Annotated in this window: 23 protein-coding genes and 1 tRNA gene; 2 read left to right on the top strand and 22 right to left on the bottom strand. The window is 44.2% G+C overall.

The window, feature by feature from the left end:
* Nucleotides 1–131: 131 nt before the first annotated feature.
* Nucleotides 132–626: a hypothetical protein gene (locus EZ315_RS10375; protein ID WP_135472011.1), complete on the top strand. Its 495-nt coding sequence runs from the start codon at nucleotides 132–134 to the stop codon at nucleotides 624–626.
* Nucleotides 627–978: 352 nt separating this feature from the next.
* Nucleotides 979–1,051: transfer RNA gene (locus tag EZ315_RS10370), tRNA-Phe, on the top strand.
* Nucleotides 1,052–1,291: 240 nt separating this feature from the next.
* Here the strand turns inward: EZ315_RS10370 and EZ315_RS10365 are convergent.
* The 22 genes from EZ315_RS10365 to EZ315_RS10255 form a co-directional block, all read right to left on the bottom strand.
* Nucleotides 1,292–3,049 carry a relaxase/mobilization nuclease domain-containing protein gene (locus EZ315_RS10365; protein WP_135472010.1) on the bottom strand — a complete coding sequence of 586 codons (1,758 nt, stop codon included), beginning with the start codon at nucleotides 3,047–3,049 and terminating at the stop codon, nucleotides 1,292–1,294.
* Entirely contained in the window at nucleotides 3,046–3,426 is a 381-nt protein-coding gene (locus EZ315_RS10360) for a hypothetical protein (RefSeq protein WP_135472009.1), read from the bottom strand. The genes EZ315_RS10365 and EZ315_RS10360 overlap by 4 nt, the downstream gene beginning before the upstream one ends.
* 560 nt (nucleotides 3,427–3,986) lie before the next feature.
* Entirely contained in the window at nucleotides 3,987–5,396 is a 1,410-nt protein-coding gene (locus EZ315_RS10355) for a DUF3987 domain-containing protein (protein WP_135472008.1), read from the bottom strand.
* A 5-nt stretch (nucleotides 5,397–5,401) separates the two neighbouring features.
* On the bottom strand, nucleotides 5,402–5,716 hold the full coding sequence (locus EZ315_RS10350) for a helix-turn-helix domain-containing protein (RefSeq protein WP_024988675.1): 315 nt from the start codon (nucleotides 5,714–5,716) through the stop codon (nucleotides 5,402–5,404).
* Between the two features lie 181 nt (nucleotides 5,717–5,897).
* Nucleotides 5,898–6,845: a DUF6043 family protein gene (locus EZ315_RS10345; protein WP_135472007.1), complete on the bottom strand. Its 948-nt coding sequence runs from the start codon at nucleotides 6,843–6,845 to the stop codon at nucleotides 5,898–5,900.
* Nucleotides 6,842–7,045 carry a hypothetical protein gene (locus EZ315_RS10340; protein ID WP_135472006.1) on the bottom strand — a complete coding sequence of 68 codons (204 nt, stop codon included), beginning with the start codon at nucleotides 7,043–7,045 and terminating at the stop codon, nucleotides 6,842–6,844. Before EZ315_RS10340 ends, EZ315_RS10345 begins: the two co-directional genes overlap by 4 nt.
* The gene (locus EZ315_RS10335; RefSeq protein WP_135472005.1) at nucleotides 7,029–7,682 is read right to left on the bottom strand and encodes a hypothetical protein; all 654 of its coding nucleotides are present in this window, start codon (nucleotides 7,680–7,682) and stop codon (nucleotides 7,029–7,031) included. Before EZ315_RS10335 ends, EZ315_RS10340 begins: the two co-directional genes overlap by 17 nt.
* 41 nt (nucleotides 7,683–7,723) lie before the next feature.
* The gene (locus tag EZ315_RS10330) at nucleotides 7,724–7,975 is read right to left on the bottom strand and encodes an Imm32 family immunity protein (RefSeq protein WP_135472004.1); all 252 of its coding nucleotides are present in this window, start codon (nucleotides 7,973–7,975) and stop codon (nucleotides 7,724–7,726) included.
* Nucleotides 7,976–7,986: 11 nt separating this feature from the next.
* Nucleotides 7,987–8,640: a hypothetical protein gene (locus tag EZ315_RS10325; RefSeq protein ID WP_135472003.1), complete on the bottom strand. Its 654-nt coding sequence runs from the start codon at nucleotides 8,638–8,640 to the stop codon at nucleotides 7,987–7,989.
* Nucleotides 8,637–9,506: a hypothetical protein gene (locus EZ315_RS10320; protein ID WP_135472002.1), complete on the bottom strand. Its 870-nt coding sequence runs from the start codon at nucleotides 9,504–9,506 to the stop codon at nucleotides 8,637–8,639. Before EZ315_RS10320 ends, EZ315_RS10325 begins: the two co-directional genes overlap by 4 nt.
* Before the next feature lie 6 nt (nucleotides 9,507–9,512).
* Nucleotides 9,513–9,986 carry a hypothetical protein gene (locus EZ315_RS10315; protein WP_135472001.1) on the bottom strand — a complete coding sequence of 158 codons (474 nt, stop codon included), beginning with the start codon at nucleotides 9,984–9,986 and terminating at the stop codon, nucleotides 9,513–9,515.
* A 431-nt stretch (nucleotides 9,987–10,417) separates the two neighbouring features.
* Complete coding sequence (locus EZ315_RS10310) at nucleotides 10,418–11,068, bottom strand: hypothetical protein (protein ID WP_135472000.1); 651 nt, start codon at nucleotides 11,066–11,068, stop codon at nucleotides 10,418–10,420.
* 183 nt (nucleotides 11,069–11,251) lie between these two features.
* On the bottom strand, nucleotides 11,252–12,226 hold the full coding sequence (gene rhuM / locus EZ315_RS10305; RefSeq protein ID WP_135471999.1) for a virulence protein RhuM/Fic/DOC family protein: 975 nt from the start codon (nucleotides 12,224–12,226) through the stop codon (nucleotides 11,252–11,254).
* A gap of 53 nt (nucleotides 12,227–12,279) precedes the next feature.
* A complete protein-coding gene (locus tag EZ315_RS10300; RefSeq protein ID WP_025077241.1) occupies nucleotides 12,280–13,716 on the bottom strand; it encodes a tyrosine-type recombinase/integrase in 1,437 nt (478 codons plus the stop codon).
* A 624-nt stretch (nucleotides 13,717–14,340) separates the two neighbouring features.
* Nucleotides 14,341–15,297: a sensor histidine kinase gene (locus EZ315_RS10295; protein ID WP_135471998.1), complete on the bottom strand. Its 957-nt coding sequence runs from the start codon at nucleotides 15,295–15,297 to the stop codon at nucleotides 14,341–14,343.
* Nucleotides 15,298–15,301: 4 nt separating this feature from the next.
* The gene (locus EZ315_RS10290) at nucleotides 15,302–16,057 is read right to left on the bottom strand and encodes a LytR/AlgR family response regulator transcription factor (RefSeq protein WP_135471997.1); all 756 of its coding nucleotides are present in this window, start codon (nucleotides 16,055–16,057) and stop codon (nucleotides 15,302–15,304) included.
* Nucleotides 16,058–16,104: 47 nt separating this feature from the next.
* Entirely contained in the window at nucleotides 16,105–17,001 is an 897-nt protein-coding gene (locus EZ315_RS10285; protein WP_135471996.1) for a DUF6268 family outer membrane beta-barrel protein, read from the bottom strand.
* Nucleotides 17,002–17,183: 182 nt separating this feature from the next.
* Nucleotides 17,184–18,626 (bottom strand): relaxase/mobilization nuclease domain-containing protein, encoded by a 1,443-nt coding sequence (locus EZ315_RS10280; protein WP_135471995.1) that lies wholly within the window; start codon nucleotides 18,624–18,626, stop codon nucleotides 17,184–17,186.
* A 13-nt stretch (nucleotides 18,627–18,639) separates the two neighbouring features.
* Nucleotides 18,640–19,023, bottom strand: a complete 384-nt coding sequence (locus tag EZ315_RS10275; RefSeq protein WP_135471994.1) for a plasmid mobilization protein — start codon at nucleotides 19,021–19,023, stop codon at nucleotides 18,640–18,642.
* A 203-nt stretch (nucleotides 19,024–19,226) separates the two neighbouring features.
* The gene (locus EZ315_RS10265; RefSeq protein ID WP_135471992.1) at nucleotides 19,227–20,081 is read right to left on the bottom strand and encodes a hypothetical protein; all 855 of its coding nucleotides are present in this window, start codon (nucleotides 20,079–20,081) and stop codon (nucleotides 19,227–19,229) included.
* Between the two features lie 324 nt (nucleotides 20,082–20,405).
* Nucleotides 20,406–21,632: a primase-helicase family protein gene (locus EZ315_RS10260; protein WP_242452577.1), complete on the bottom strand. Its 1,227-nt coding sequence runs from the start codon at nucleotides 21,630–21,632 to the stop codon at nucleotides 20,406–20,408.
* Between the two features lie 4 nt (nucleotides 21,633–21,636).
* The gene (locus tag EZ315_RS10255) at nucleotides 21,637–21,957 is read right to left on the bottom strand and encodes a helix-turn-helix transcriptional regulator (protein ID WP_135471990.1); all 321 of its coding nucleotides are present in this window, start codon (nucleotides 21,955–21,957) and stop codon (nucleotides 21,637–21,639) included.
* Between the last annotated feature and the right edge of the window lie 89 nt (nucleotides 21,958–22,046).

Raw genomic sequence — 22,046 nt, 5'->3', positions numbered from 1 at the left:
CAGCGTTATATATATATATTGACAGTCAAAAATTTATTTGACTACGATATTGTTCGATGATGAGATCTTGGCAGAAAATATTATTGACAGTTTTCCATGTAATAGGTTTGTTGCTGATTGTCTATATCACGATGAATGGATTACAGTTACGTTGGCGATTGGGCTATATCCTATTTGAGGGTGTTGCTTTATCTGGCATTTCTCTCTATTTCATGCATTTTCACGCATACATCCTTAATGTAATTACTAAACTATACGCTTTTTGTTGGGGATTATTCTCTGTGATTGGAGTGTTAGTTGCATGCCTGACTTTCGACTCTGTATATTGTGAGACCGACAGATATATAATGAAGAAGCCTGCATCGATAATCGGCTTTGACTCCGCTATCTTATATGAAAAGAACGGCTTACTGGAAACAGAGAAGCGACGATATAAGTTTGTGTCGCCTAAATCAATTGTACCCTTGGATTCTATCGGAGCGATCATTATATATGGTGATTATGACAATGGAGAGGGGAAAAGTGAATATGATGTAGCAATTCTGCCGTTGGACGATTCATATTTCGCCAATAAAGATAAAATCAGAGAGTATGCAAAGCTATATAATATGAAATTTGAGCCATAATCAGTATGTGTCTAAAATGGTTTTGAAACAACAAGATCTTCAGAAGTCTTTATATGTATGGCGGAGATAATGAAAACAACTCCATTTTTCATTGCGGATTATAACCCAATATTACAGACAGGATCAAGATTTCTTGAATGTGATATAATGCGAATCAGTTGTAGGCAAAACACTGCAATACCAATTCAGCCGAAAATATAGTCGAAAACGGCTAAGAACAAATATACCTGTATATCAATATATTAATGGTAGTACGAGAATAATTACACAAAATTTATCAAAAATAATCATCAAAAAATTTGCACAATCCAAAAAAACGCCCTACCTTTGCAGTGCAAAAAGAAAAAAACAAGGTGCCATAGCTCAGTTGGTAGAGCAAAGGACTGAAAATCCTTGTGTCCCCGGTTCGATTCCTGGTGGCACCACCCAAGCAAAGATTAAATCGCTAATTCTCACAGAGTTGGCGATTTTTCTTTTAGTCACTACAGGGCGTAGTCACTATAATAGTCACTATCTAAATCGCTATAAACCACGATAAATCGGCTTGATTAAACTGTATTAAAAAGTAGCGTTTAATTCTAAACCCAATTAAATTCTACATTAAATTCTCTGCAAAATAATAGTGACTATCGGCGTGGTGCGCTGAGATAGTCACTACTTCATTCTTACATTGTAAGTCGGGTGCCGGACTGACGGTCGTCGATGTCATCGTAGCGGGAACGGTTGCCGACTTCGTGCTCGCGCTTGTAGCCGGATGAGCCGGAACTGACATTGAGGGAAGATAGTGCGTTGGCAAGATTGAATGTGAACACTTGCGAGATTTCCGGGGAGTAGTCCTGTGGACGGGAAGGGAAAATACGGACTCCGGCTTTGGATTGGGTATTCTGTTTTATCCTGTCTTTAACCGCCTCGGCATCCCTTCGAGTAAGATGCAGCATGGCTATTGACATCAGGAAGTCTTGTCTTGCTTGTTCATCGGCATGTAGAGAGCGGAACTTGGCTTCCTCCTCCGAAGTTAATTCGATCAAAGGTATATAGCCGTCAGTCAAGGCAGCGCGGAGGCAATAGTTGCCGTTTCTATGTTTGACAACTGCCATGCCCTTTATCCTCTCTTGATGGTTGTGTATAGGATAGCGTATGAGATATTCGGTCAGTATCTCCTCGGAGAACATCGTGGCCGCTATTGTCAGGCCTACATCTTCGCGCTCGTCGTCTTTCACGCCGTTATACCATGCGTACTGCCTCGGTGAGATTGGTTTGCGGTACGTCGAGCCGTCTTTGACATTGATGAGCATATAGTTCCCTCTGCTGTCTTTGCCCACCTCGACAGTGAACAGGTCGCGGTACACGTCAAGCGGCGATGGTTTCCTTTGTGGTTTGATGGCGAAATCAATAAGCTCCGACAGTTTCATCACCTTGCTGCCGTCGAAGGCAATCTTTTCGGCATGGTCGATTATACTGTAGCCTCTCACCCTGCCGTCCTTGTCCTTCTGAAAACTGATGTCTATACCAAACTTTGTCTTGAGAACATCGATAAGAGTCTGTATGCGCTGGCAGTTCTCCTTGCTCAACGGTTTGCCGTGGTTGTCAAGTATTTTGCGGATGTCGGTATTCAGTTTTGCTTTTACTGGCTTTCGCTTCTTACCTTTTGACACTTTGACATTATCGACATTTTGACATTTTCCCTCGGCTATCTCGCCCTTGTATTTCCGGATTATAGCGCGAAGCTGCGTAGCGCGGTCTTTGCGCTTCGGGCTGTTTTTGGTGATTCGATTGAGAATGTCGCCGATGGCGATATTTCCGGCATTGCCGCCACACTTGAACAGACGGTATCCGTCGAGCGATTTCTCTATCTTGTAACCGTGAGTCTTTACAATATTGGCAAACTGCCCCTCCGTTTCGTAGTCGTAGCCGAGAATTCGGTCAATATCTTTCTTGATGTCAGGAGAAAGTATGCGGTTTGCGCACTCGTTAAGCCTGCGCCTGTCCTGATGGTCAGAAATGGCATAACCGTTAGGCTTTATTCTCGTCGAGAGAATATGCACATGATTATTGCCGGTATCATGGTGGGCGTAAACAAAATACGGCTGACGGGCATATCCCATACCCACCATTAGCTCACGCGCAAAGTCGGTAAGTTCTTCCGGCGACATGGCGCGTCCTTTCACGGAGGCCGACACGTGGAACTGGAAACGTGTTGTCTTTGTATTGCCGTAGGTCTTAGAGTTTTCTTTCATATACCTCTCGACTTCAGCCGAGGCATCAAGGCCGAAGCGGTGCAGCGTCTCTACATTGTGGCGCAACGCTTCGCTGACGTTCTCCATCGCCATAAGGGTTGCCACGCCATCAGCAATCTTTTTCTCGTTATATCGAGCGCCGGGGAAACCGCCGCCGGACACATCGTTGAGTTTCTTGACTATCATTTTCCTGATATTATCATGTTATAGAGGTATGTCAGCATCTGTCGGATTTTATCTGTACCCTCACAAAACTGACCGAAGGGAAGAAGATCTGCCGCCCGCAACGAGTAAGGATTCATTTTCTGCTGCTCGTTGATGTGCTTGGCGACCTGATTGGTGTTGGTGCCGGTTCTTTCGATGAGCTTGATAGCGGACTTGATCAAAGCAATCATACGGGGATTGTCGCGGTCAGTGACTGGCTCCTCGTTGTATTTGAGAGTAGCGCATCGGACAAACGCGCTGAGATTACCGTCGGTATATCTGTCGGCTCCTGACTGCATTTTTGTGTGGGTCTGCGAATCGACACGTATTTTTATAGTAATGGATTTTTTATCGGGCATAGAGATTAACTTTTTAAGATATTATGGTTTGATAGATTGGTTGATTGAATATCTGATACAATGAAGACTATATGACTTGGTATAATGATTGCTTGATGATTTGATGAACTGATACCTTGATGATATAATATCTTAGTGACTCGATTGTCTGATTATCCAATGCTCCATTACCCGATAACTTATTGTCCGATGACTCATTATCACATTATCAAATGTACCGATTATCCAATGTACCGATGACCGATAAACCGAAGTATCACGGTTCATGATAAATGCGATATTGAATAATCTATCAACCGAATATTTTTAGTTTATCATCATCCATTTTTCAGTTTATCATCGTTCACGGACAATGTATCATAAGACAAAAGACTGCGAGTTTCGAGCGGGATTGACCCTCACCTCGGGGGAGGCGGGATTGCCGTTGTGGACACAATCGGCATATCTTGCAAAGCAAGGTTTATACTCCAAATCAGGCGTGAGCAACCGGGGTATCTCAGTCAGTTCGACCTCGGTCGAAAATGTCATAATGTCAAAAGTTCATAGTGTCAGCTCAAGCGTCATATTTTGCGATAGCAACCGTGTGACTTTTTCTTCACGAATCCTCGGCCTCCGTCTCTCAGGAATCTTTTGACCGAGGATTCCGAGATTCCGAGTTGCAGGGCTTCCCTGACTGCCTCGGCTGTGGTGAACGAATCCCTGAGGTTTCCGAGTAACTCGGTGAACCGGTTGTCAAGGATACCGGTTTCAATCTCCGGTGCAATCCGGCTCTCCATGTTTCTGAAATATTCGGTGAGCCTGATGGCGAGTTCGGCAGTTCCCGGTTCAATTTTATCCATGCCCGATTCTCCACAGATACAGTGCATAATCTGTATGACCAGGCAGAAGCGGACGAGATAAGTTTCCAGTTTGCCGCACAACGCCCTGACAGCATCCGAATCCGTTTCAGCATAGACCTTGTTATTGACCTCGTCTTTCCACTGAATTATGCGGAGCTTCGACTCTTGGGAAAACAGTAGCTCTATTGAGGTTGCTTTTCCCTCTTGGTCTGTTGAAGGAGTAGCGGCTACCACCTTTCGGATAATTCGCTCCCATTCTTCAAGAACTCTGTCAGGCATGGCGGTGTCGTTCCACGACGGCATCTTGTCAATTTCGGGATAGACTTTCAGGAATCGAGATGAAAAGCCGTTCATCATTCGCTTGCCGCCGAACTGTTCGCCCAGACGACCGGGCTGTGTAGTGCCAATAATAGAACAATAGGGATTGGCGAGGAAGATATGCTCGTTGTTTGACTTTCGGCTGTACTTGAAAGGCGTACCGCTGAACAGACTGAGAAAGTAGCCCTCGTCCGAACCGTTGTAGCGGTTGAAATTGGAAAGAAGGCTGTCTATCTCATCCTTGTAAATCAGCACTCCGCGCGGATTGTCGCGCAAAGCTCCGATAAGAGCCTCTACGGTGGAATCAACCACTACAAGGCATTTTCGCTTAGGCATCTTCATTTCTTCAGGAAGAGAATGTCTCTCACGCTGCTTTGCCGACATGCGTTCCCATCGGCGGTAGGTTTCCATCTCCTTGCAGTAGATCATGTCATACTCTCCGTCGAGTTTAAGAAGCGGTGCGACCGCCTGTTGCAATGGCGGAGTCTTGCCGCAGCTCGGCGAGCCGACAAGCACCATGTAGATTATCGGTCGGCTTACCCATCCTGTCATGAAGCGGACTGACCAAGTGTTGCCCATAGCAGCCGCGAATACTGTAAGGAATGAAGCCGAAGTGAAATCGACATTATAGTTCTCATACTCCTCAAGAGCCTCTATTATGTCGCGGATTGCTTTCGGAAATATCTCCAGAGGGAAAGAAATTACGGCAGTTTTACCGGAATCGCTAGTAAAGGCAATGCTATCCTCCTCAATCAATCCGCATCCGGCTTCCATCGGAAAGCGTGGATGGTTGTAATAGCCATTCGCTTTCATGATGCTCAGATATTGATGTTACGTTGTCCGAGGGCTTTGCGTACCTCATATTCCGGGTACATAATCTTGTTGCCGGTCTTGACAGGTTTGAGGATACCTTTATTTGCCCAGTGCCAGAGTGTGGCATCGCATACGCCAAAGAGTTCCTTTACCTCGGCTTTGGTGAGCATACGTTCTTTCTTGGCTGCCTCGACCATCGAGCCGAGTTCATCTTTTGCGCGGCGGATCAAGTCCTCCGAAAATGCTTTGAGGTCTTCGGCGTTCATCTCTACCTTGACATGGGCCCGACCCTCATTGAGCATATCTAATAAATCTTGCATTTTTGTTTTGATTGCCGACATTGTTCGACGCTTCTACCGGCGGCATAAGACAGAAACGCCACCGCTCCGAAATGGAACGATGACGCAAAAGTATAGCGTAATTTCTTGGATTAAAAAGAATTGATGGTTCGTTAAGTTCGCGAACTATAAAACGAATCAAACGAATCGAAAAGAGGCTATTTCAGTCTACTCCATCTGGGTCAATTCGTAAAACATCGGTCTTTATAGAGTCAATAGCGAAGCGATGTTCTGGCTCGTCTTTGATAAATCGCTTACGATTGGGAGATAAATCTTGTAGCGTGTTTACGCTCTTCTGCACCTGACGCTCGCCGACGATTTTGCATTCAGGGAATGTGGCGGATAATATCTCGACAAATCGTTTGACAGGTGTTGACGGATCCAGCTCGCCAGACTCGACAAGTGCGACATATAAGTGCGCTATGTCAACGCCACGGATATGTGTTTCTATCCATTTGCCAATGCGCTTAACAATCTCACTGCCGTGAGATGCCAAAAGGGAAAGAAGGTCATGAGATAATTCTGCGTTTTCTGTAATTTTAGCAGTCGGTTTAGACTCATCAATACCCTCCAACGCCCAATCAGCCAAATTGCCGTTATCTACACTCATGCGATAATCAAGATACTCCTTCAAATCCTTGCGCGAGCGTCGTTTATCCTCTACCTCCCTCGCAAGAAATGTCTTCATGAACTTTGCAAGCTGCCACTGGTACTGTTTGTTGTCAATCGACTCTGCCGCTTCCTCAATATTATCTATCATCATTTCAGAAGAGCGTCCATATTTGAGCCATGCGGCAAAGGGCAACCGGTATTTAGCCCATTCGCTCCCTTCTGCCTGTTCGCCAAATATCTTCTCAGCAAAATCCGACTCTTGAAGAATCTTCAAAAGCTCATCCAAGTCCAGATTGTCAAGGTCAATCATATTCTCCAATAGCTTCTGAAACTCCGGCGACGAAAGAAATGCTGCTGCACCCAACAAAAACACCTCCAGCGAGTCCGCTTCGCCCATCGCCGCAGCAAACTCGCCATATTCCTGCGGATGCTCCTCCATCCACATCTTCAAATCAATCTTTCCATCCTGACTGCCTAAGTTATCTTGCTGATTTTTCATAGTGAAATTTCTAATTCATAAAGTAATAACGCGCAAAGGTCAAAAAAAGATAATAGTACTTTGAACGATAACAGCGACAGCGTATAAGCCGCACCAAGCAACGCTGTATCCTCGCTCCAGCCTCCTGCCATACAACTCACAATCGCCAAGATGAGAAGCACAAGCCATGCTATCCAAAATTGTTTATCGGTCAGTTTCATTATTCAATGTGCAAGTGATTATATTAGTCGGTTCTATTGACAAACCGGTATAATTAGACCTTATTAGTTCATCTGTCAACCTTTCAGAAATAAAGATTGTACTGTCGAATGGAAATGGGAAAAACAGATCCAAAATCGTGTTTTTATCGCGTAGCGCAAGTGAATCAAATGTTACACCAAAAGCCCCGGTCTTATCCTTTAATTTTAATTGCTGATATTGACTGAATGATTCCAATGATATAGGCTCTTGCGGGATAGTCCATTCTGTCCGAACAAAAGATGATTTATCATAATCTATCGAATCGACAAATGACGGCCCATATAAATGCACCCACAAATATTCCCTAACATCTTTATTGGTTTCTACTGTCACCGAAAAAATCTGATGTGGCATGACATTGAAATGCCTGATGCTTTCATATAATTCAGGAGATATAAGCATATCACAACCCGGTCCGGCTGTTGTTGAGAGAAAGTCAGATATTACTGCACCTCTCCTTAATTTGAACCTCAAATCAGGATTACATGGTAAATTATTCCACGGACTTATTTGAGACGCAGCGAAAGACCTTAGGCATTCCACCTGTGGATATTTCTTGCCTGTTTCTAAATCGTGTGATAGCTTATAGAATTTCATTGAAGTACTATAAAATAAAAAAGGCTTTTATATGGGGCGCTTCATACTTTCTCAATGATCATACTTTGTGAACCGTCTTCCAATGAATTGTATTCATCCAAATGTATATGTGTGCCGGGAAGCACATCTGCCTGCGCTAAATTGAGGAGATGACTTGCCATTGATAACAATCCTTCCCGATTAGCGGATATAGTTACTTCGCTATTATCGCTTGAAACCTTTATCGAAAACCCCGGATGCCAACAGAGTTGCAACCCAATGTTTCTATCATATTTCGGCACATCTATTTCCATGACGTCTGCAATTATTTTGTTGGAAAAGTCTGCTCCATAACGCTGATTATTTCGTACAGTCGAGGGAAATAGTCCATTATATTTGGCTCATGCCGTTCAGCCATTTTGTGGACTTGCGCCAAGACCAATTCTTTGACTGCCGGATAATCTTCAGGCGATTCAATACGTGTTAGTGTAAGATACTTGAACGCCCAGTCTGCACCGACATCGGGTAATGCTCGCTTACCCTCCAATCTGGGTATAATCTCGTGTTCAAACATATCATGCAATGACGTGTATGATTGAAATACTATGCCGGAACAGTCGGCAAGTGTGCCACAGAGCTTTGAGTATTCACACTCCAGATTGGCTTCTGAAATCGTAAACTTATCCTGTCTGCCAAGCATATTTCCAGTAAATCCGACAGAAGGATTATCCTGTTGGTCTTGCGGTGATTTTACATTATACGGCTCAAACCATTTCAATAGAACATCAAAACGAACCATATAGATAGGATAGATGATAAGCACTCCCTCCTTACTCCAATGGTCTAATTCGATATGCCGTCGCAAACCACCTTCTTGTTTGATGAAAGAGGAATCACGTTTACGGAACTTAAAGCCTTTGAGAAAAGGCTCTGTCTTTAGCCGCTCAACTATGGTTAAAAATAATTCTTTGTTTGTCATATCACTTTCCTTTCACCGCTGTCAATCTTTATAATCTTATTTGTGGAGCCGTCTACTTCCATATACAGGATGTCGGTCACGTTATCATCGTTAGGGTTAGGTTTGAACTTTACCTCGAATGAATACTTTTCCAGCGGAAGTCCTGTAAAGCCGTCTTTAGGTTCTATATGAATTGTCTTATAAGCGTGCCGAAAATCGGTGTCATCCGAAACAATCGGGAAAGTCGCCGCAGATAGTTCTTCGGCAAGCTCTTTGGTGCAATACTGTCCATACAGTCTTTTCAAGTCTGCCGGTGACGCGCCTACTGCTCTTTCGTTCAGATACAGAGCCATGAAGTCAGCCACTACATAAAAGCCATCAACGCCCATATATACATCAATGACAATGATATTTGATGTACCGTCGGGTAGAATCTGATATAGCATATTCCAGCCATCGTCCGTGTCGGGAAGAACGCAACCAAACGACAAGTAAACAGCAGAGTCAGAGTCCCAAAATACTTCGCCACCCCACTGCATCATATATTCACCCTCGTTGCCGACCAAATCTTTCGTGCGAATTTCCTTGTCGGAGTACACGATATTTCTGTCATACGACAGGGTAAGAAATACGGATGAATCTCTTACAGCCCAGTCATGTCTTCCAACGATTACATCATTGGAGTCTTTTAATGCTTTTATTGTCCAGTGGCCTATAACGGTATCTTCTACAACCTTGCCTCTGACAATCTGAGGGACGGTTGCAATTACGGTGTCCTCTGCCGTTTGCCGTGGCGCGACACTTTCGGATTTACGACCTCCGCCACATCCAACGACCACGACAGACAGAATGGATGCAAGAAAAGTTACACGAATTAGATTTTCCATAGCCGGTTATTGTTGTTCGTCAGTTATTAAATAAAAAGGAACATCATCAATAACAAGAGTCTTGGGCTCTATCTTTATTGGCAAAACAAACAGCTGTGGAGCAGGCAAAGTGTCTGTTACTAATGTGCCCTCGTCAAGTATTGACCATTGGTTGCTTGCCGGCAAAAACTGATCCCGGCAGATAGCGGTATATGAAACCCGTTTTATATACTGTATCCGTATACTAATTGAATCTCGGTTTATCGTATATGTTCCACCAAAAGACCTTATGGGATTTAATCCGTCGTATTCATTCACTGAATACCAGATTGAATCTGCATTTATGGTGTATCTTGCCAAAAATGCTGAATTAACTATATCTGTTTTTTCTTGCCAGACTCCATCAACATTACGACACCCGAATTCGCGGCTTTGCGCCCATAGGTTACAGGAAAGAGCAAAGCCAACACACAGAATCAATATCCTATAGAGTGCTGCCATACGCAAAGTTACAAAGAATAATTGACATTGGATGTGACAAATGTCCCATACAGCCATAAAAATCAGGCATAAAAGGCGATTATCTTATAATCTTTTTAGATTTCGGGGGTGTCGGCTGCACTTTCAGCCTCGCGGATGCGGTGCAACTGACGGCGGGAAACGCCTAAATATGATGCAATCTCCTGTATGGGAAGATTGTGCGTAACGTCCGGTTACACGCAAAGAGGAGCATTCATAAAATCAATAATTAACCAAACATATAAAGCTATTAAGAGTACTAACAGGCTTCCGCAAATTGCAATTGGCAACCACCACATCCGGCGGTTATTATGCTTTAGTTTTGCGCTTACAAGTCCGCTAATGGCAACCAATGTGAGACCAAGTATCAGTACTATTTCAAATTTCGACATAGCAATGAAGTGTAAATTGAACTACCAAATTATGGTTCCATCCCACTCATGAACATCGCTTGAATATGTAAAATCGTAATTCATGTCACTACCTTGTGGACTACGAAATCGCAAATCAAAAGCCTTATCGTTGGCATCCAATAGAAACCACATACCTTTATATTCGTAATAATTATCGCCAACAGGCTTCAAACCCAACTCTGACAGGGACTGACACGGCCTTTTGTGGGATTTATTGTATTTATATATAAGCCTTACCACATCATTGCCTGCCTGCAATTTATCATCGTCCAATTTTCCTACTCCACTACATTTTGAAAGGCAGACAATTCCGATTATCAACATCGCGGCATAGATAACTCCCTCATATTTCACTATCTGCTTTTTATTATGATATTTCACAAACAACAGAGACAACTGGGATATTGCGAAAATTACTGCAACGCAAACTACGGCAGCAACGACACGATAGAGCAGATAATTCCTCCACGGATGGAGATTGATGTTGAGCGCGGAAATATCTGCATTACCTCCCAGATAAAAAAAGAGGGCTACGAATAATACGATTAGCATAATAATGAAAATCGCTCCCTTATATACCCATACACCATATTTCGGACTTTTGACCATAAGCCCGAAAGAAAGAATTATAGCAACAGCTAATATTGACATTATCAATGAAACCATATCGCAAATTTACAAAGAATAATCGACATCGTATGTGATAAATGTCCCAAACGAGTATGAAAATCAGCGCAGAGATTAGCCGTTAAATAATCATTCAGCACCGACAGGTCAATCCTCGGCATGAAGTCGTTAAGCCGTGCATATTTTGGGTGTTGTTTCGTCTTATCCTCAGTTGTTCTTGTTGATTAGGTTGACGATGACTTTTACCATTGTGTCCTTTTCCTCAGTGCGGCTTTCTGCTATCATAAGGGTAATGGCGACGAGGGTGTTGTCGGCAATGCGTTTGGTGCCATCCTCATTGTAGAGAATGCCGTTACCGTTGAGGAACCACAGGAACAGTGTGGCGGCAATGCGTTTGTTACCGTCGCTGAACGAGTGATTCTTTGTAACTAGATACAGGAGCATGGCTGCTTTTTCCTCGACTGAGGGATATAGGTCAACGCCACCGAAGGTCTGGTAAATCTGACCGATGGAGCTTTTGAAGGAATCGTCCTTTTCGTTGCCGAACAATGTGCTGCCACCGAATTTCTCATGTAACTCGCGGATGACTTCCATGGCGTTTTCGTAAGTGGCATGAAACGACTCTTTACCGGTGGTGTCCTCGATCTTCAGTTCCTGATAGTCGTAGCGGTCAAGAGTGTCGAGGGCGTATGTGTAATCGACAACAACATCGAGCAATGAACGGCTGTCCTCCGTAAGCCTTTCCTGATTTTGGATTGTGCGGCCGAGCACTTTTATCAACTGACTAAGCTCGTCATATTTCTGTGCAGCTATCCGCTCGTTTATGACATAGCCTTGAAGAAGATACTGCTTCAATATCTTATTTGCCCAGATGCGGAATTGAGTACCACGTTTGGATTTAACGCGATAGCCAACAGAGATAATAACATCAAGGCTGTAAACCTGAGTCGGTTTGTACTTCGACAGAGTATTATGCAAAATTTGCATATTACTCTCTTTCTCCAGCTCGCCTTCCTTGAAAACATTAGAGATGTGGCGGGCAATAACTGACTGATCTTTGTCAAAGAGTTCGGCCATCTGCCCTTGACTCAGCCATACGGTATCATTCTGAACTGTCACATCAATCGACATATTTCCGTCCGGCGCCTGATAGATTACGAGCTGTGAATTATTTGTTTCCATATTCAAAATTACAATTTATATTTTGATTTGTAGCTGTTTCCGAGTAATAATAGTCAAAATACTTCGGATTTTGCGCCATTAGCGATAGCGTCTATCTCGTCGGCGATTTCGTCCGAGGAGAGTTTGATATAGTCCATAAAGGTCTTTTGTGTCTTGTGGCCGCTGACGTGCATCATCTGTACGATGGAGTATTTGTGGGTTAGGTACATGTTGGTGATTCCGCTACGGCGGGCTGTGTGGGTTGTCACGCACTTGTAGCGAGGCATTATCACCTCTCCCTTTTCGTTGTGCTCGACAACGAGCTTGCCGTCCTCCACCAGTTTCTTCTGCTTTTGAGTAAGTTTGGTTACTACCATCTTGGCTAAGTCGGGCACTTTATCGGACAACTCCTTCAGAATCTCCTTTATGTAGCGGTTGAGTATCACGTCAACAACATAAGGGAGATTGTAGTTGTATTTTTCGCATATAGCCTTTAGGTTGGGATTCATTATAGGAATCTTTACCTCGTTGCGGGTTTTCTTCTGAATGAGGCGTATTACCGGTGTTCCTTTGGCAGTAGTGGTGAAACAATCCTTGTCAATGTCGTTGTAATCGCTCACGCGCTGACAGGTGTAGCACCCGACAAGAAATATATCGCGCACCTCTTCCTGCTTGCCTGACAGTGGCATTTCATACAATGCCTGAAGCTCTGCTTCGGTAAGGTATATTTCAATAGCCTTGTCTTTCTCTTCAATTTTCTTTTTTGCGAAATATTGCAGGGCGCGGTCATTGTTGTGTATTCCGTCGGCATAGGCATAGCTGATGATTGCTCGTAGATCGACCAGGTATTTATTCTGCGCAGTCACCATATAATCTTTCTTCTCCATAAAATTCAGGAATTTGGTGACGAATGCACGGTCTACATCATGCCATGTGTAGCGATGCTTTCTGTCAAACAAGTCATACAGCTTCCTAAAGCTATTCCATGCCTTCACAGTGCCGGGCGCATATCTATCATGACCATTAAGCCTGGCACCGCTCTTGATTTCATTGCAAAATCGGTCTATGAAGTTCCATATTTTGGCGCGTTCAGCATCGATGCCCTCCTTTATCAGACGCTCCTGCTCTTCCTTTATGCGTTCTTCCTCGCGTTGCCGTTCCTCCTCTTCACGCTTAGCTTTCATTATGGCTTCTGCTTTCTTCGGATTGGCGATAGAGAGGATTTCGGCCTCAACATGTGACTTATCGAAAGACATGCCCTCGACTTCCGACTTCACTACCAGTTCAATCCTATTGAGTGAGTCGTGTAGATTGAAGTTCGCCCTTTGATGTCGCATCCATTTTTCAGGACACGACAAAGCCTCTTTCCACTCCGCAACATTCACACGTATCTGAGAGGAAAAGAGCGTATCGACTTTGTGTTTCTTGTTCTGCACCCTAAAGAAAAGAGTTGCGATTTCGTTCTTCTCGTCCTGCTTGCGGATGAAGAACCGGGAAAGAGATTTTGCCATAGAATCCAAGGTTCGATTCCCTTATGAATCGGACATTGCAAAGTTAGTGACTTCTCCTGAATAGTCACTACAATAGTCACTATAATTTCTAAAACAGCCGCTATCCGCCTAAATTGAAAATTATTTAATTCGGCTCAATATCAGTATATTAGTATATAATTAAATTTAATCCGATTGATAATAATTTAACATTTATATTACTGGTGGCACCACAGAAGACCGCTAATTCTCAATGAGTTAGCGGTCTTTCTTTCACCCATCCCCCTCCGAGTCACCACAAAAGTCACCACGCCCATCGTAAATTGCTGAAATATTGTTGGTTATGTGTGTCGTGGCGTGTGTATATCTATTTCAGTAGATATGTAAGACATTGATTATCAATGCAAATTAGTGTATAATTCGTAGTCGTTCACCATCATTCAACCCCACGTCACAGCCTCGCAACCCCAAACTTTAACAGAGTTTAACTATAATCGCACGATAAAAATGTGGTGACCTCAACCGAAAATCAGCCGGGTCACCACGATAAAGGCTCTAAATTTGCCAAATCTTGTTCCGACCCCAATAAGATAAAATCAATCGCAGCCTCCATTCACTACTGTCCAAAAGTGCGATAGATATATCTTAATGGATTATGGGCAGGGAAACTGTGAATGTAGTATCGGATACACTTACCGTAATATGGTGATTATGCAGAGCATATTGTCGTCTTATATTATCCAGGCCTACGCCCGTACCATATGATGTTTTGCGTAATTGCACATTGTTGACTACCTTAATATCAATATCATCGATCAATACCTCTATTTTTAATGGAAACTCTTTTGAGCAGATGTTATGTTTGATTGCGTTTTCCACAAGTTGCTGTACACTTACGGGGATTATATGTCCTTTTTTTGTCGTTCTGACATCTTCAATTATTACTGATAGGTAGTCGCCAAATCTAACCTGTTCAAGGTAAATATACTTGTTGACATAAGCAATTTCATCTTCAATGTCAACAATTTGACTTTCATTAGTGGACAAAATATAGCGATATACGGAAGCGAGCCTTTTGGCAAAAGTATTGGCTTTTTCAGCATCTGAATACGCAAGAGACGAAAGTACGTTGAGGCAATTGAAAAGGAAGTGTGGATTTATCTGATTACGGAGTGCGATAAACTGATAATGTGATTTTTCTCGCTCTATTTTCTGCTGTCGCTCATTGTAGAAAAAAAGTTCGATAATCAGAGTTACTATCCAGTTCCATGGTATAGCCGGCACTGCGGATTTTAAGAGAACTTGTGATGTTGCATCCATCAGCATGAGATTTAGGCCGCATATAATCACTATAGTTATTATTGTTGTAACCATTAGATCTGTGATTACTCGGATAACATTGCGTTTTACCATCTGTTGCGTTTTCTTGACTAAAAGAAAATCACAAATACCTAACAGCAGACACGCGGGAATGTTGACAAGTATAGTCCACCAGAGATTCTCGGGCCTGCCAGTCATGATGCTATATATTCCTATAAACGGTATGAATGATATGGAAATCACGAATATAAATAGGAATACGTATCTTGTTTGTGTATCCATTTTCTTATATTATACCATCGAACCACTCCAAAAATGTCTTAACTCTACCTCGGCTTACTAGATTCTCTATGGGCAACTGTGGTGTGCAATGTAGTTTTAATCTTCCGCCAAAGTATCGGCAGCACTTCTCAATAGCACGGATATTTACAATGCATCCGCGAGAGATGCGATAGAATAGTTTTCTGTCAAGCATTCCTTCTATGGTGTCAAGAGAATAATCCATGACAAATCTTTTACTTGAAAACAGGTGGAGATAAGTGTATTTATCTTCGCTGTAAAAGAATGCAATATCGAAGGCTTCGACATGAAAAAAAGAGTCTCCAGTTTTTACCATGAAACGTGTTCTTGGACAATTGCTGTATTGAATATCCATTGCTGAAAGGACTTCCGCTGCAGCTGTTTTAACATTATTACGCTCAAATCGCAGTATAGCATGCTCCAGTTCTTCCTGCTCAATTGGCTTCAGAAGATAATCAATTCCATTGACTTTGAAAGCCTTTATAGCGTATTCATCGTAGGCTGTGGTGAATATTACAGGGACATTCACGGGTATTTCGTTGAAAATATCAAAGCACAAACCGTCAGCCAATGAGATGTCTGCAAATATTAAGTCGAATGACTGAGATTTCAGCAAGGATATACTTTGAGCCACACTTTGCGACCATCCCGACATCTGAAATTCCGGGCGCAATTTCTCAACCATCCTTTTTAGTTCCTCAAAGGCTAATGGCTCATCCTCTATTATCAGATATTTTATCATTGGGGGTTGTTATTTTGGTTTTATAATTCAAATTTACTAATTTTTTTTTAGAAACTGAATCTGATGCCTGCTGACAATCTAAGGGAAACATTAAAATAGGGGGCTTCATTATTATTGCTCCTGAAACCATCAAAGAATGATTTCAGACTCCGCTCTTTTGCACTTATACCTCGTATCCAATTCCCTCCGATTTTAGCAAATAAGCTGAATTTCTTGCTGAATAGGAATGATGGAGAAAAATAGGACTGTAACATAACCATAGAGTAAATCTGATCTCCGTCGTCGGTATGTCTGACAGCCATCAGTCCATCTACTTCCATCGGAGCTAATTCGAGTTTGAGTTTATCCCATAGAATGGTTGAGGTGGAAATTTTGATGGTATTAGACATATCTATGCTAAACATAAATTTTCCATTGCGCTGCCAACTTAGATATATCATAGGCATCGCCATGGGTACACCGTATGAATTGGAAACGCCACCTCCAATACCAAGACTTAGATTGTTGTTTAGACGGAAAATGAAAATTACCCCTCCGTTTCCCAAAACAGAGTTCATTTTGATTTCATCCGCAGGAGCATAAATTCCGGCTCCTCCAGCTACCAGTATGCTCCATTTCTTAGAGATGGGATGAATATAAGAAAGGCTAAGGCCGGTATTGATGATTTTATCCGGATTGAAAGAGGACGCTTCTCCCGTGTTTGACAAATCAGCATATGTGGCATACGTACTGATTGACAGGGCGGTCAATTGATTTCGCTCGTTTGTTTTAGTATAAAGAGGAATATTGTATCCTCCCGAAATCATCTGCATACTTCCCGAACCGAAATATTCTCCGGCATCATTACGTAACCGGCTCGTAGAGAAGTTGTCAAATGTGATGTAACCTTGAGCTGATATTAGCAGCGTTTGAAAAAATATAATCAATAAAATAATTTGTCTCATATGTTTTTAGTGCAAAAATAGCATTTGCACGACCATGTATCAAGATAATTCCGATGAAGCGGTTATGTTTGTGGATGAGTTGTTTAATAAGCCTGCTGAATTGCAATGTGGTGCGTTTTCATATCAAAAGAGTCGGCTCCCGGCGTGAAGTCGGGGGCCGGCTCAGTCTGTTGCAAAGGCGATTATGACGGGCTGAGCTTTGTACCTTGACGGGATTTTTGCTTGGCTTTTTGCTCTTCCTTGAACTTACGCTTGGCATCGTAGAAGTCCATGTCGGGGTGGTTTTCAAGGAATTGCTTGAAATCACCCGAGACTGGTTCGCCATGGGCGATGCAAACTTCATCATTGGGAGCATTGCTCAGTGATACATGCGACATTCGGAAGTCAGATGATTCAGACTGATGAGAAGATGTCTTGCCGGATGATACCACTTGTTGCAGGAATACAGGAGGGATGTCTCGGCTCTTGGGCGGGTCGAAGCTGCATTGTGGCTTTCCGGTCTTGAAGTCATACCATATCCAGTAGTATGCCTTATACCTATCAGCCGGTTTGCGTGCAAATGTGTAAACCGTCTCGCCTCTACGGTATGCCGCCTCATCACTCTTAGGTACATTCCACAAGAATTCAAAAGGCAATGGTGGTATGACAATCGGCTTGTGCGATTGAATGGGGCTCTGCGATTGGGCAGATACTCTCGGCTGCGAAGTTGCTTTTTTCTCGAGCTTTGGTTCTTCGACCGCATGGCGTTCTGCTCGCTTAATAACGGATTCAGACTCCTTGAGTCGCCGTTCAATTCTCTCCCTAAAAACTCTTTCAAGATTCTCCCGAGTGAGAAATGGGTCAAGTTTCATAGACCAAAACGACTGCTTGCCCACGCAGTAATAAAGATTCGTCCTACCGCTTTTACCGACTTTCTCTTTTGTAGTAATGCCGTTCCGCAAAAGGACAATGAGAAAAGAATTCCAATCTTTTACATCGGGCGAGACAAACAGTCGGGCAAGATCATGGGTCAGTTTGTATCTTACCTTCTCCTTTCCGCGCAGTTTGCTGACATCGGTATCAAGTTTGCTTCTGCCTTGCATGAGCCGGTGTTTGAGGTTGAGGGCTTTGCAGACGCGCTCGTTCTTTTTGAAGTTGGTGGTCTGCGTGAGAATCTTGCCGTCGTAATCAACGCGGCTGAACACAAGGTGGCAATGCGGATGAGCCTTGTCGAAGTGCCGGACGATGATATAGGGAGTGTTGTCCAAACCCATTCGCTTCATATAATCGCAAGCAATGTCGGCCATTCTTTCGTTGGTCATTTTGGGTGCGTCCTTCGGGTGGAAGTCGAGTGAGATATGACCCACCGGATCTTTAATAGGCTTCCTTGTCCTCGTAGGGCGTGCTATGTCATCAGCGATAGCCTTGCGGCCTTCATAGAGCCGAATATCGGAAGATGCGCCTATCAGTTCCCAGTCTTTGGAAAGGTGGTAAACTATGCCTTCACCGTTGTTGGACTCATACTTTTTCTCATCGGCTCTCTGCTTCTGAGCGGCTTCCGCGCTCAGTTTCTCTTCAAGTGTCCGGCGCGTCACATAGTCAACGCAGTTGCCGAAACTCTTGCCGTTAATGATGTATGCAATCATAAAAATTAAGGGCTTAATCGTTATTGAATTTTCCAAAGAGGCATCGGAACTTGCCGAGGTAAAACTCAGCCTCTGCTGCCATCGCTTCGAGTCCGTGGATATGGCAGAGCCTCACGAACTGGTTGAAGTTGTTGCTGAAGCCGGATAGAGTACGGGCTATCCGCAGTTCTTCCTCGGTCAGCCGTGGAACAATCTTGGGATTGAGTGACACGGCCCGGATATATTCGCTTACGCAGGAGAGTCCGCTGCTATGAAAGTTCTCCATCAGCACGGCATCCTGCTCCTGGTTGAATTTGGTGGGTCTGATTATCGACTGCTTCTCATTTTCGGGAAGAGCCGGGCGACCGTTGCGGTTGCCGTTCTTCAGATTTGACTTGGCGGTTGTCTTGGGCTTCATAGGACGTATAGGATTAAAGGGTGGATAATTGGAGGGGGTAAATCGCGGTTGGTACACTGGTGTACCGTTGCACCGGGTGCAATGGTGGGGTGCGAGGTCGGAGCGTTTACGCGACCGTTTTCGGTATCACCGAAAACTAACCTCGCTAACCCCCTCCATTTACATTCTGGGGTGCAGTACCGCTTGGACTGCTGACTTCTCATTTAGATGCTTAATTTCTGACTTGACAGCATACGGTTGAGCAAATCGCGGTTCTCATCGAGCCATGCCCTGATGATATGGATTGCGATATGCGAGGGGGACACCTTGCCGCCGGGTATGAGTCGGGCAACCAATTTTAGTGACTCACGTATGTCCGTCGGGAAAAACAGTGGCTTTTTCTCTGCGAGGTCTGTCGGGTAGATGAACTGGCTCGCCAAGATGTCGAAGTCTGCCTCGTCCATCCGTGCGCTTCGTCGCGTCTTCTTCGATTGTTCCACGGCTTCGGGCTGTGGCTCAACTGTCGGCTTTGACACTTCAATGGGAACAATCGGCTCCGGAATGGATATGGGTTCAACAGGAGGGGCAATATCAACAATTCTCGACCTTGATGTTGTACGGGCGGACTTGGGAATGGCCGTGGCTTTCTCTTCCTTTATCGACACATGGTTTGATGCAATAGGTGTACCAGTGTCGCAGTGTACCTGCTGTACCTCTCTCGCCGGATTTTCGTCAATATTTTTTCTGGCATTCATCCGTTCAGTGACTACAGACACGTAGGGGACAAGTTTCTTGCCGTTGACAGAGTATCCTTCCCTTTCTTCATCAGGAGTCGTGTCTATGATACGCTGTGTGTCCTCCTCGATAATTTCCATTTTCTCCAATTTGAACGATTCCGGACACCACATATTGATGTCGGTGTCGTAGTACATTCCGGGAGCTGGTGCATCATCCCAAAAGTTGCCTTTTACAGCTCCAATCGGGATATATTGACGGATATTACATCTTGCCTTTTCTTTGGCGTTCATTTGAGCCGTAAAAAGTCGGGCATCTATTTTGGGTGTGATTGTTCTTGCCATACATTTATTGGGTTTATGGTCACTGAGAAAATTGCAGCAACCGGGGTGAGTGTTGAATTTGATGGATTGATGAAAGATGAGAATATAGCTCTGATTTGTAGATATTTATTCTTTCATCGGTGTTTCATCATAAGTTTTAGCAACGAAAAGAAACGTATCGGGCGATGAGAGAAGATGTTTTTCTCTCGTTGCGTTATTCTTTTGTTGCCTTTTCTTTTTGTTGAATATCTGATGAAAGGGCGATGAAAAGAAAAGTCGCTGATTACTACTCTATTGTCGCTTCATTCATCAAATCATCAATCTATCAAATCCAACAAGAAAAAATTAAAGGTTCTCTAACATCTGCCGTGTTACGGTATAGAAGCGTCCGACCTTCTTGCTCTCGACGTATGCTGGTTCGTTGAGGAACACTCCCATCTGATAGGTGGTGTAGCATAGCGAGTTCTGGGCTGGTCGCAACTTCCAACAATCCTGCACCACTTTTCTCAGTGCCGAGCGGTCGGCCTTTACCCGCTGATAGTCGAAAAGGTTGAGAATGTCGTTGAGGCAGAAGTCAACGGCATCAATCTTCCGGCTGTCCATTATATCGGTAAGCAGTTCCGCGAGTTCTACCTCGACACGGTTGCGGTTGGCGCGTATTATCTTCTGCAACGCCTCGGTGTCAATCAGCTTAGGGTCAAACCACATCCGACTTTCCTCGGTTGTGGACAGCTGACGGTTGCTCATGGCATGGAGAAATGCCGGGATTTCATCGCGGATCTTCTCCAAGAAACAGGTGTCGTCAGATGCCAACTGCGGTATCTTCCTCACCCAATAACGGGTTTCACCTGGGTCTATGACTACGGGCAGATACTCGTTGTTGGAGCATAGCACGAACTTGGCGAAGAAACTCACCTCCTCGCGGTCGCGTCCTTTGGCTTCCATCTTGTAGTTGTAGGTGGTGCTGAGATTCTTCAGACGCTCCGAATCCTCGCGCTTGTTGAGCAGCACCTCGTCAACCACGATTATCAGCTTGCCGTTCCAATCATCGTTGAACTGACTGCGGAAATTCTCGTTGGTGTTGAACGTGAGATTTGCCTCAAATACAAGTTTGAGGAAATTGAGGAATGTGGATTTACCTGTGTTGCGTTCCTCGGATACCAGCAGGAGTATCGGTAGTTTCTGCAACGGCATGGTGTAGAGGATTTGCAGGTAGTCAAGACCGAGTTCGTATTGGTCGCCGAATATATGGCGCACGAGTGCCTCGATGTGAGGCCACACGCCTTCTTCCGGCAGATGTGTCAGCGGCGAATACTTGTTCTTGAAATTGCCGATTACGGGCTGATAGTCAATATGGGCAGGGACACAGCAGAATCCATCATACTTCGGAATGTTGGCGAGGAAGTCCTTGCCATAGTCCTGACGGATAGCCTCGATAGTCCACGGTATGCTGCGTTCCACAAGCTGTCCGGCGGCATTGGGCTGTCGGACGAGCTTGTAGTAGGTCGTGCCGATGCGCTCAAAGCGGTCTTCGGGCAGTTCGGCGGTGGTGTGAGTGTCATTTTCTTTCATTGGCTCAATCGTTTTTAGCATCAAGAATCGCGGTCACCTCGCTCAGTTTGTAGCGGCTGCTGCGGCCAACCTTGATTGCGGTGAGTTTACCCTTTTGCACAAGGTTCCATACCGATGTCGGCTTGATACCGAGTTTGGCACAAACTTCGGCTTTGGTAAGAAGTCGGTCTTCATCCGCCTTCATGAATAGGGGCAGAAGACGGTCGCGGGTGGCGTCGATGGTGTCAACCACAAGCTGATGGAGATCACTGAGGCTGACGGTAAGGAGAATGTTGGGAGAGTTGGGGTCGGAGAGAGAGGCTTGGAGAAGGTTATATAAATTCATATTGGGGGGATTTGAATTTATGAGAATACCGCCGACTTTATACGTTGGCACAGCCCCGGCGCAATGGGCGGTGACAACGGTCCGAAAAG

Source organism: Duncaniella freteri (assembly GCF_004766125.1).
Lineage (GTDB): Bacteria > Bacteroidota > Bacteroidia > Bacteroidales > Muribaculaceae > Duncaniella > Duncaniella freteri.
Note: the sequence above shows the minus strand (reverse complement) of the source record. Positions and strands in the feature narration are given on the sequence as shown.

Excerpts from the sequence above, each read along its gene's own strand:
- EZ315_RS10355 (WP_135472008.1), bottom strand. The coding sequence starts at position 5,396 with ATGAAAGCGAATGGCTATTACAACCATCCACGCTTTCCGATGGAAGCC.
- EZ315_RS10315 (WP_135472001.1), bottom strand. The coding sequence starts at position 9,986 with ATGGCAGCACTCTATAGGATATTGATTCTGTGTGTTGGCTTTGCTCTT.
- EZ315_RS10260 (WP_242452577.1), bottom strand. The coding sequence starts at position 21,632 with ATGAAAGAAAATGACACTCACACCACCGCCGAACTGCCCGAAGACCGC.
- EZ315_RS10365 (WP_135472010.1), bottom strand. The coding sequence starts at position 3,049 with ATGATAGTCAAGAAACTCAACGATGTGTCCGGCGGCGGTTTCCCCGGC.
- EZ315_RS10340 (WP_135472006.1), bottom strand. The coding sequence starts at position 7,045 with ATGAAACTGACCGATAAACAATTTTGGATAGCATGGCTTGTGCTTCTC.
- rhuM (WP_135471999.1), bottom strand. The coding sequence starts at position 12,226 with ATGGAAACAAATAATTCACAGCTCGTAATCTATCAGGCGCCGGACGGA.
- EZ315_RS10360 (WP_135472009.1), bottom strand. The coding sequence starts at position 3,426 with ATGCCCGATAAAAAATCCATTACTATAAAAATACGTGTCGATTCGCAG.
- EZ315_RS10330 (WP_135472004.1), bottom strand. The coding sequence starts at position 7,975 with ATGGAAATAGATGTGCCGAAATATGATAGAAACATTGGGTTGCAACTC.
- EZ315_RS10265 (WP_135471992.1), bottom strand. The coding sequence starts at position 20,081 with ATGGCAAGAACAATCACACCCAAAATAGATGCCCGACTTTTTACGGCT.
- EZ315_RS10350 (WP_024988675.1), bottom strand. The coding sequence starts at position 5,716 with ATGCAAGATTTATTAGATATGCTCAATGAGGGTCGGGCCCATGTCAAG.
- EZ315_RS10335 (WP_135472005.1), bottom strand. The coding sequence starts at position 7,682 with ATGAAATTCTATAAGCTATCACACGATTTAGAAACAGGCAAGAAATAT.
- EZ315_RS10285 (WP_135471996.1), bottom strand. The coding sequence starts at position 17,001 with ATGAGACAAATTATTTTATTGATTATATTTTTTCAAACGCTGCTAATA.
- EZ315_RS10275 (WP_135471994.1), bottom strand. The coding sequence starts at position 19,023 with ATGAAGCCCAAGACAACCGCCAAGTCAAATCTGAAGAACGGCAACCGC.
- EZ315_RS10375 (WP_135472011.1), top strand. The coding sequence starts at position 132 with ATGAATGGATTACAGTTACGTTGGCGATTGGGCTATATCCTATTTGAG.
- EZ315_RS10280 (WP_135471995.1), bottom strand. The coding sequence starts at position 18,626 with ATGATTGCATACATCATTAACGGCAAGAGTTTCGGCAACTGCGTTGAC.
- EZ315_RS10310 (WP_135472000.1), bottom strand. The coding sequence starts at position 11,068 with ATGTCAATATTAGCTGTTGCTATAATTCTTTCTTTCGGGCTTATGGTC.
- EZ315_RS10255 (WP_135471990.1), bottom strand. The coding sequence starts at position 21,957 with ATGAATTTATATAACCTTCTCCAAGCCTCTCTCTCCGACCCCAACTCT.
- EZ315_RS10345 (WP_135472007.1), bottom strand. The coding sequence starts at position 6,845 with ATGAAAAATCAGCAAGATAACTTAGGCAGTCAGGATGGAAAGATTGAT.
- EZ315_RS10290 (WP_135471997.1), bottom strand. The coding sequence starts at position 16,057 with ATGATAAAATATCTGATAATAGAGGATGAGCCATTAGCCTTTGAGGAA.
- EZ315_RS10320 (WP_135472002.1), bottom strand. The coding sequence starts at position 9,506 with ATGGAAAATCTAATTCGTGTAACTTTTCTTGCATCCATTCTGTCTGTC.
- EZ315_RS10325 (WP_135472003.1), bottom strand. The coding sequence starts at position 8,640 with ATGACAAACAAAGAATTATTTTTAACCATAGTTGAGCGGCTAAAGACA.
- EZ315_RS10295 (WP_135471998.1), bottom strand. The coding sequence starts at position 15,297 with ATGGATACACAAACAAGATACGTATTCCTATTTATATTCGTGATTTCC.
- EZ315_RS10300 (WP_025077241.1), bottom strand. The coding sequence starts at position 13,716 with ATGGCAAAATCTCTTTCCCGGTTCTTCATCCGCAAGCAGGACGAGAAG.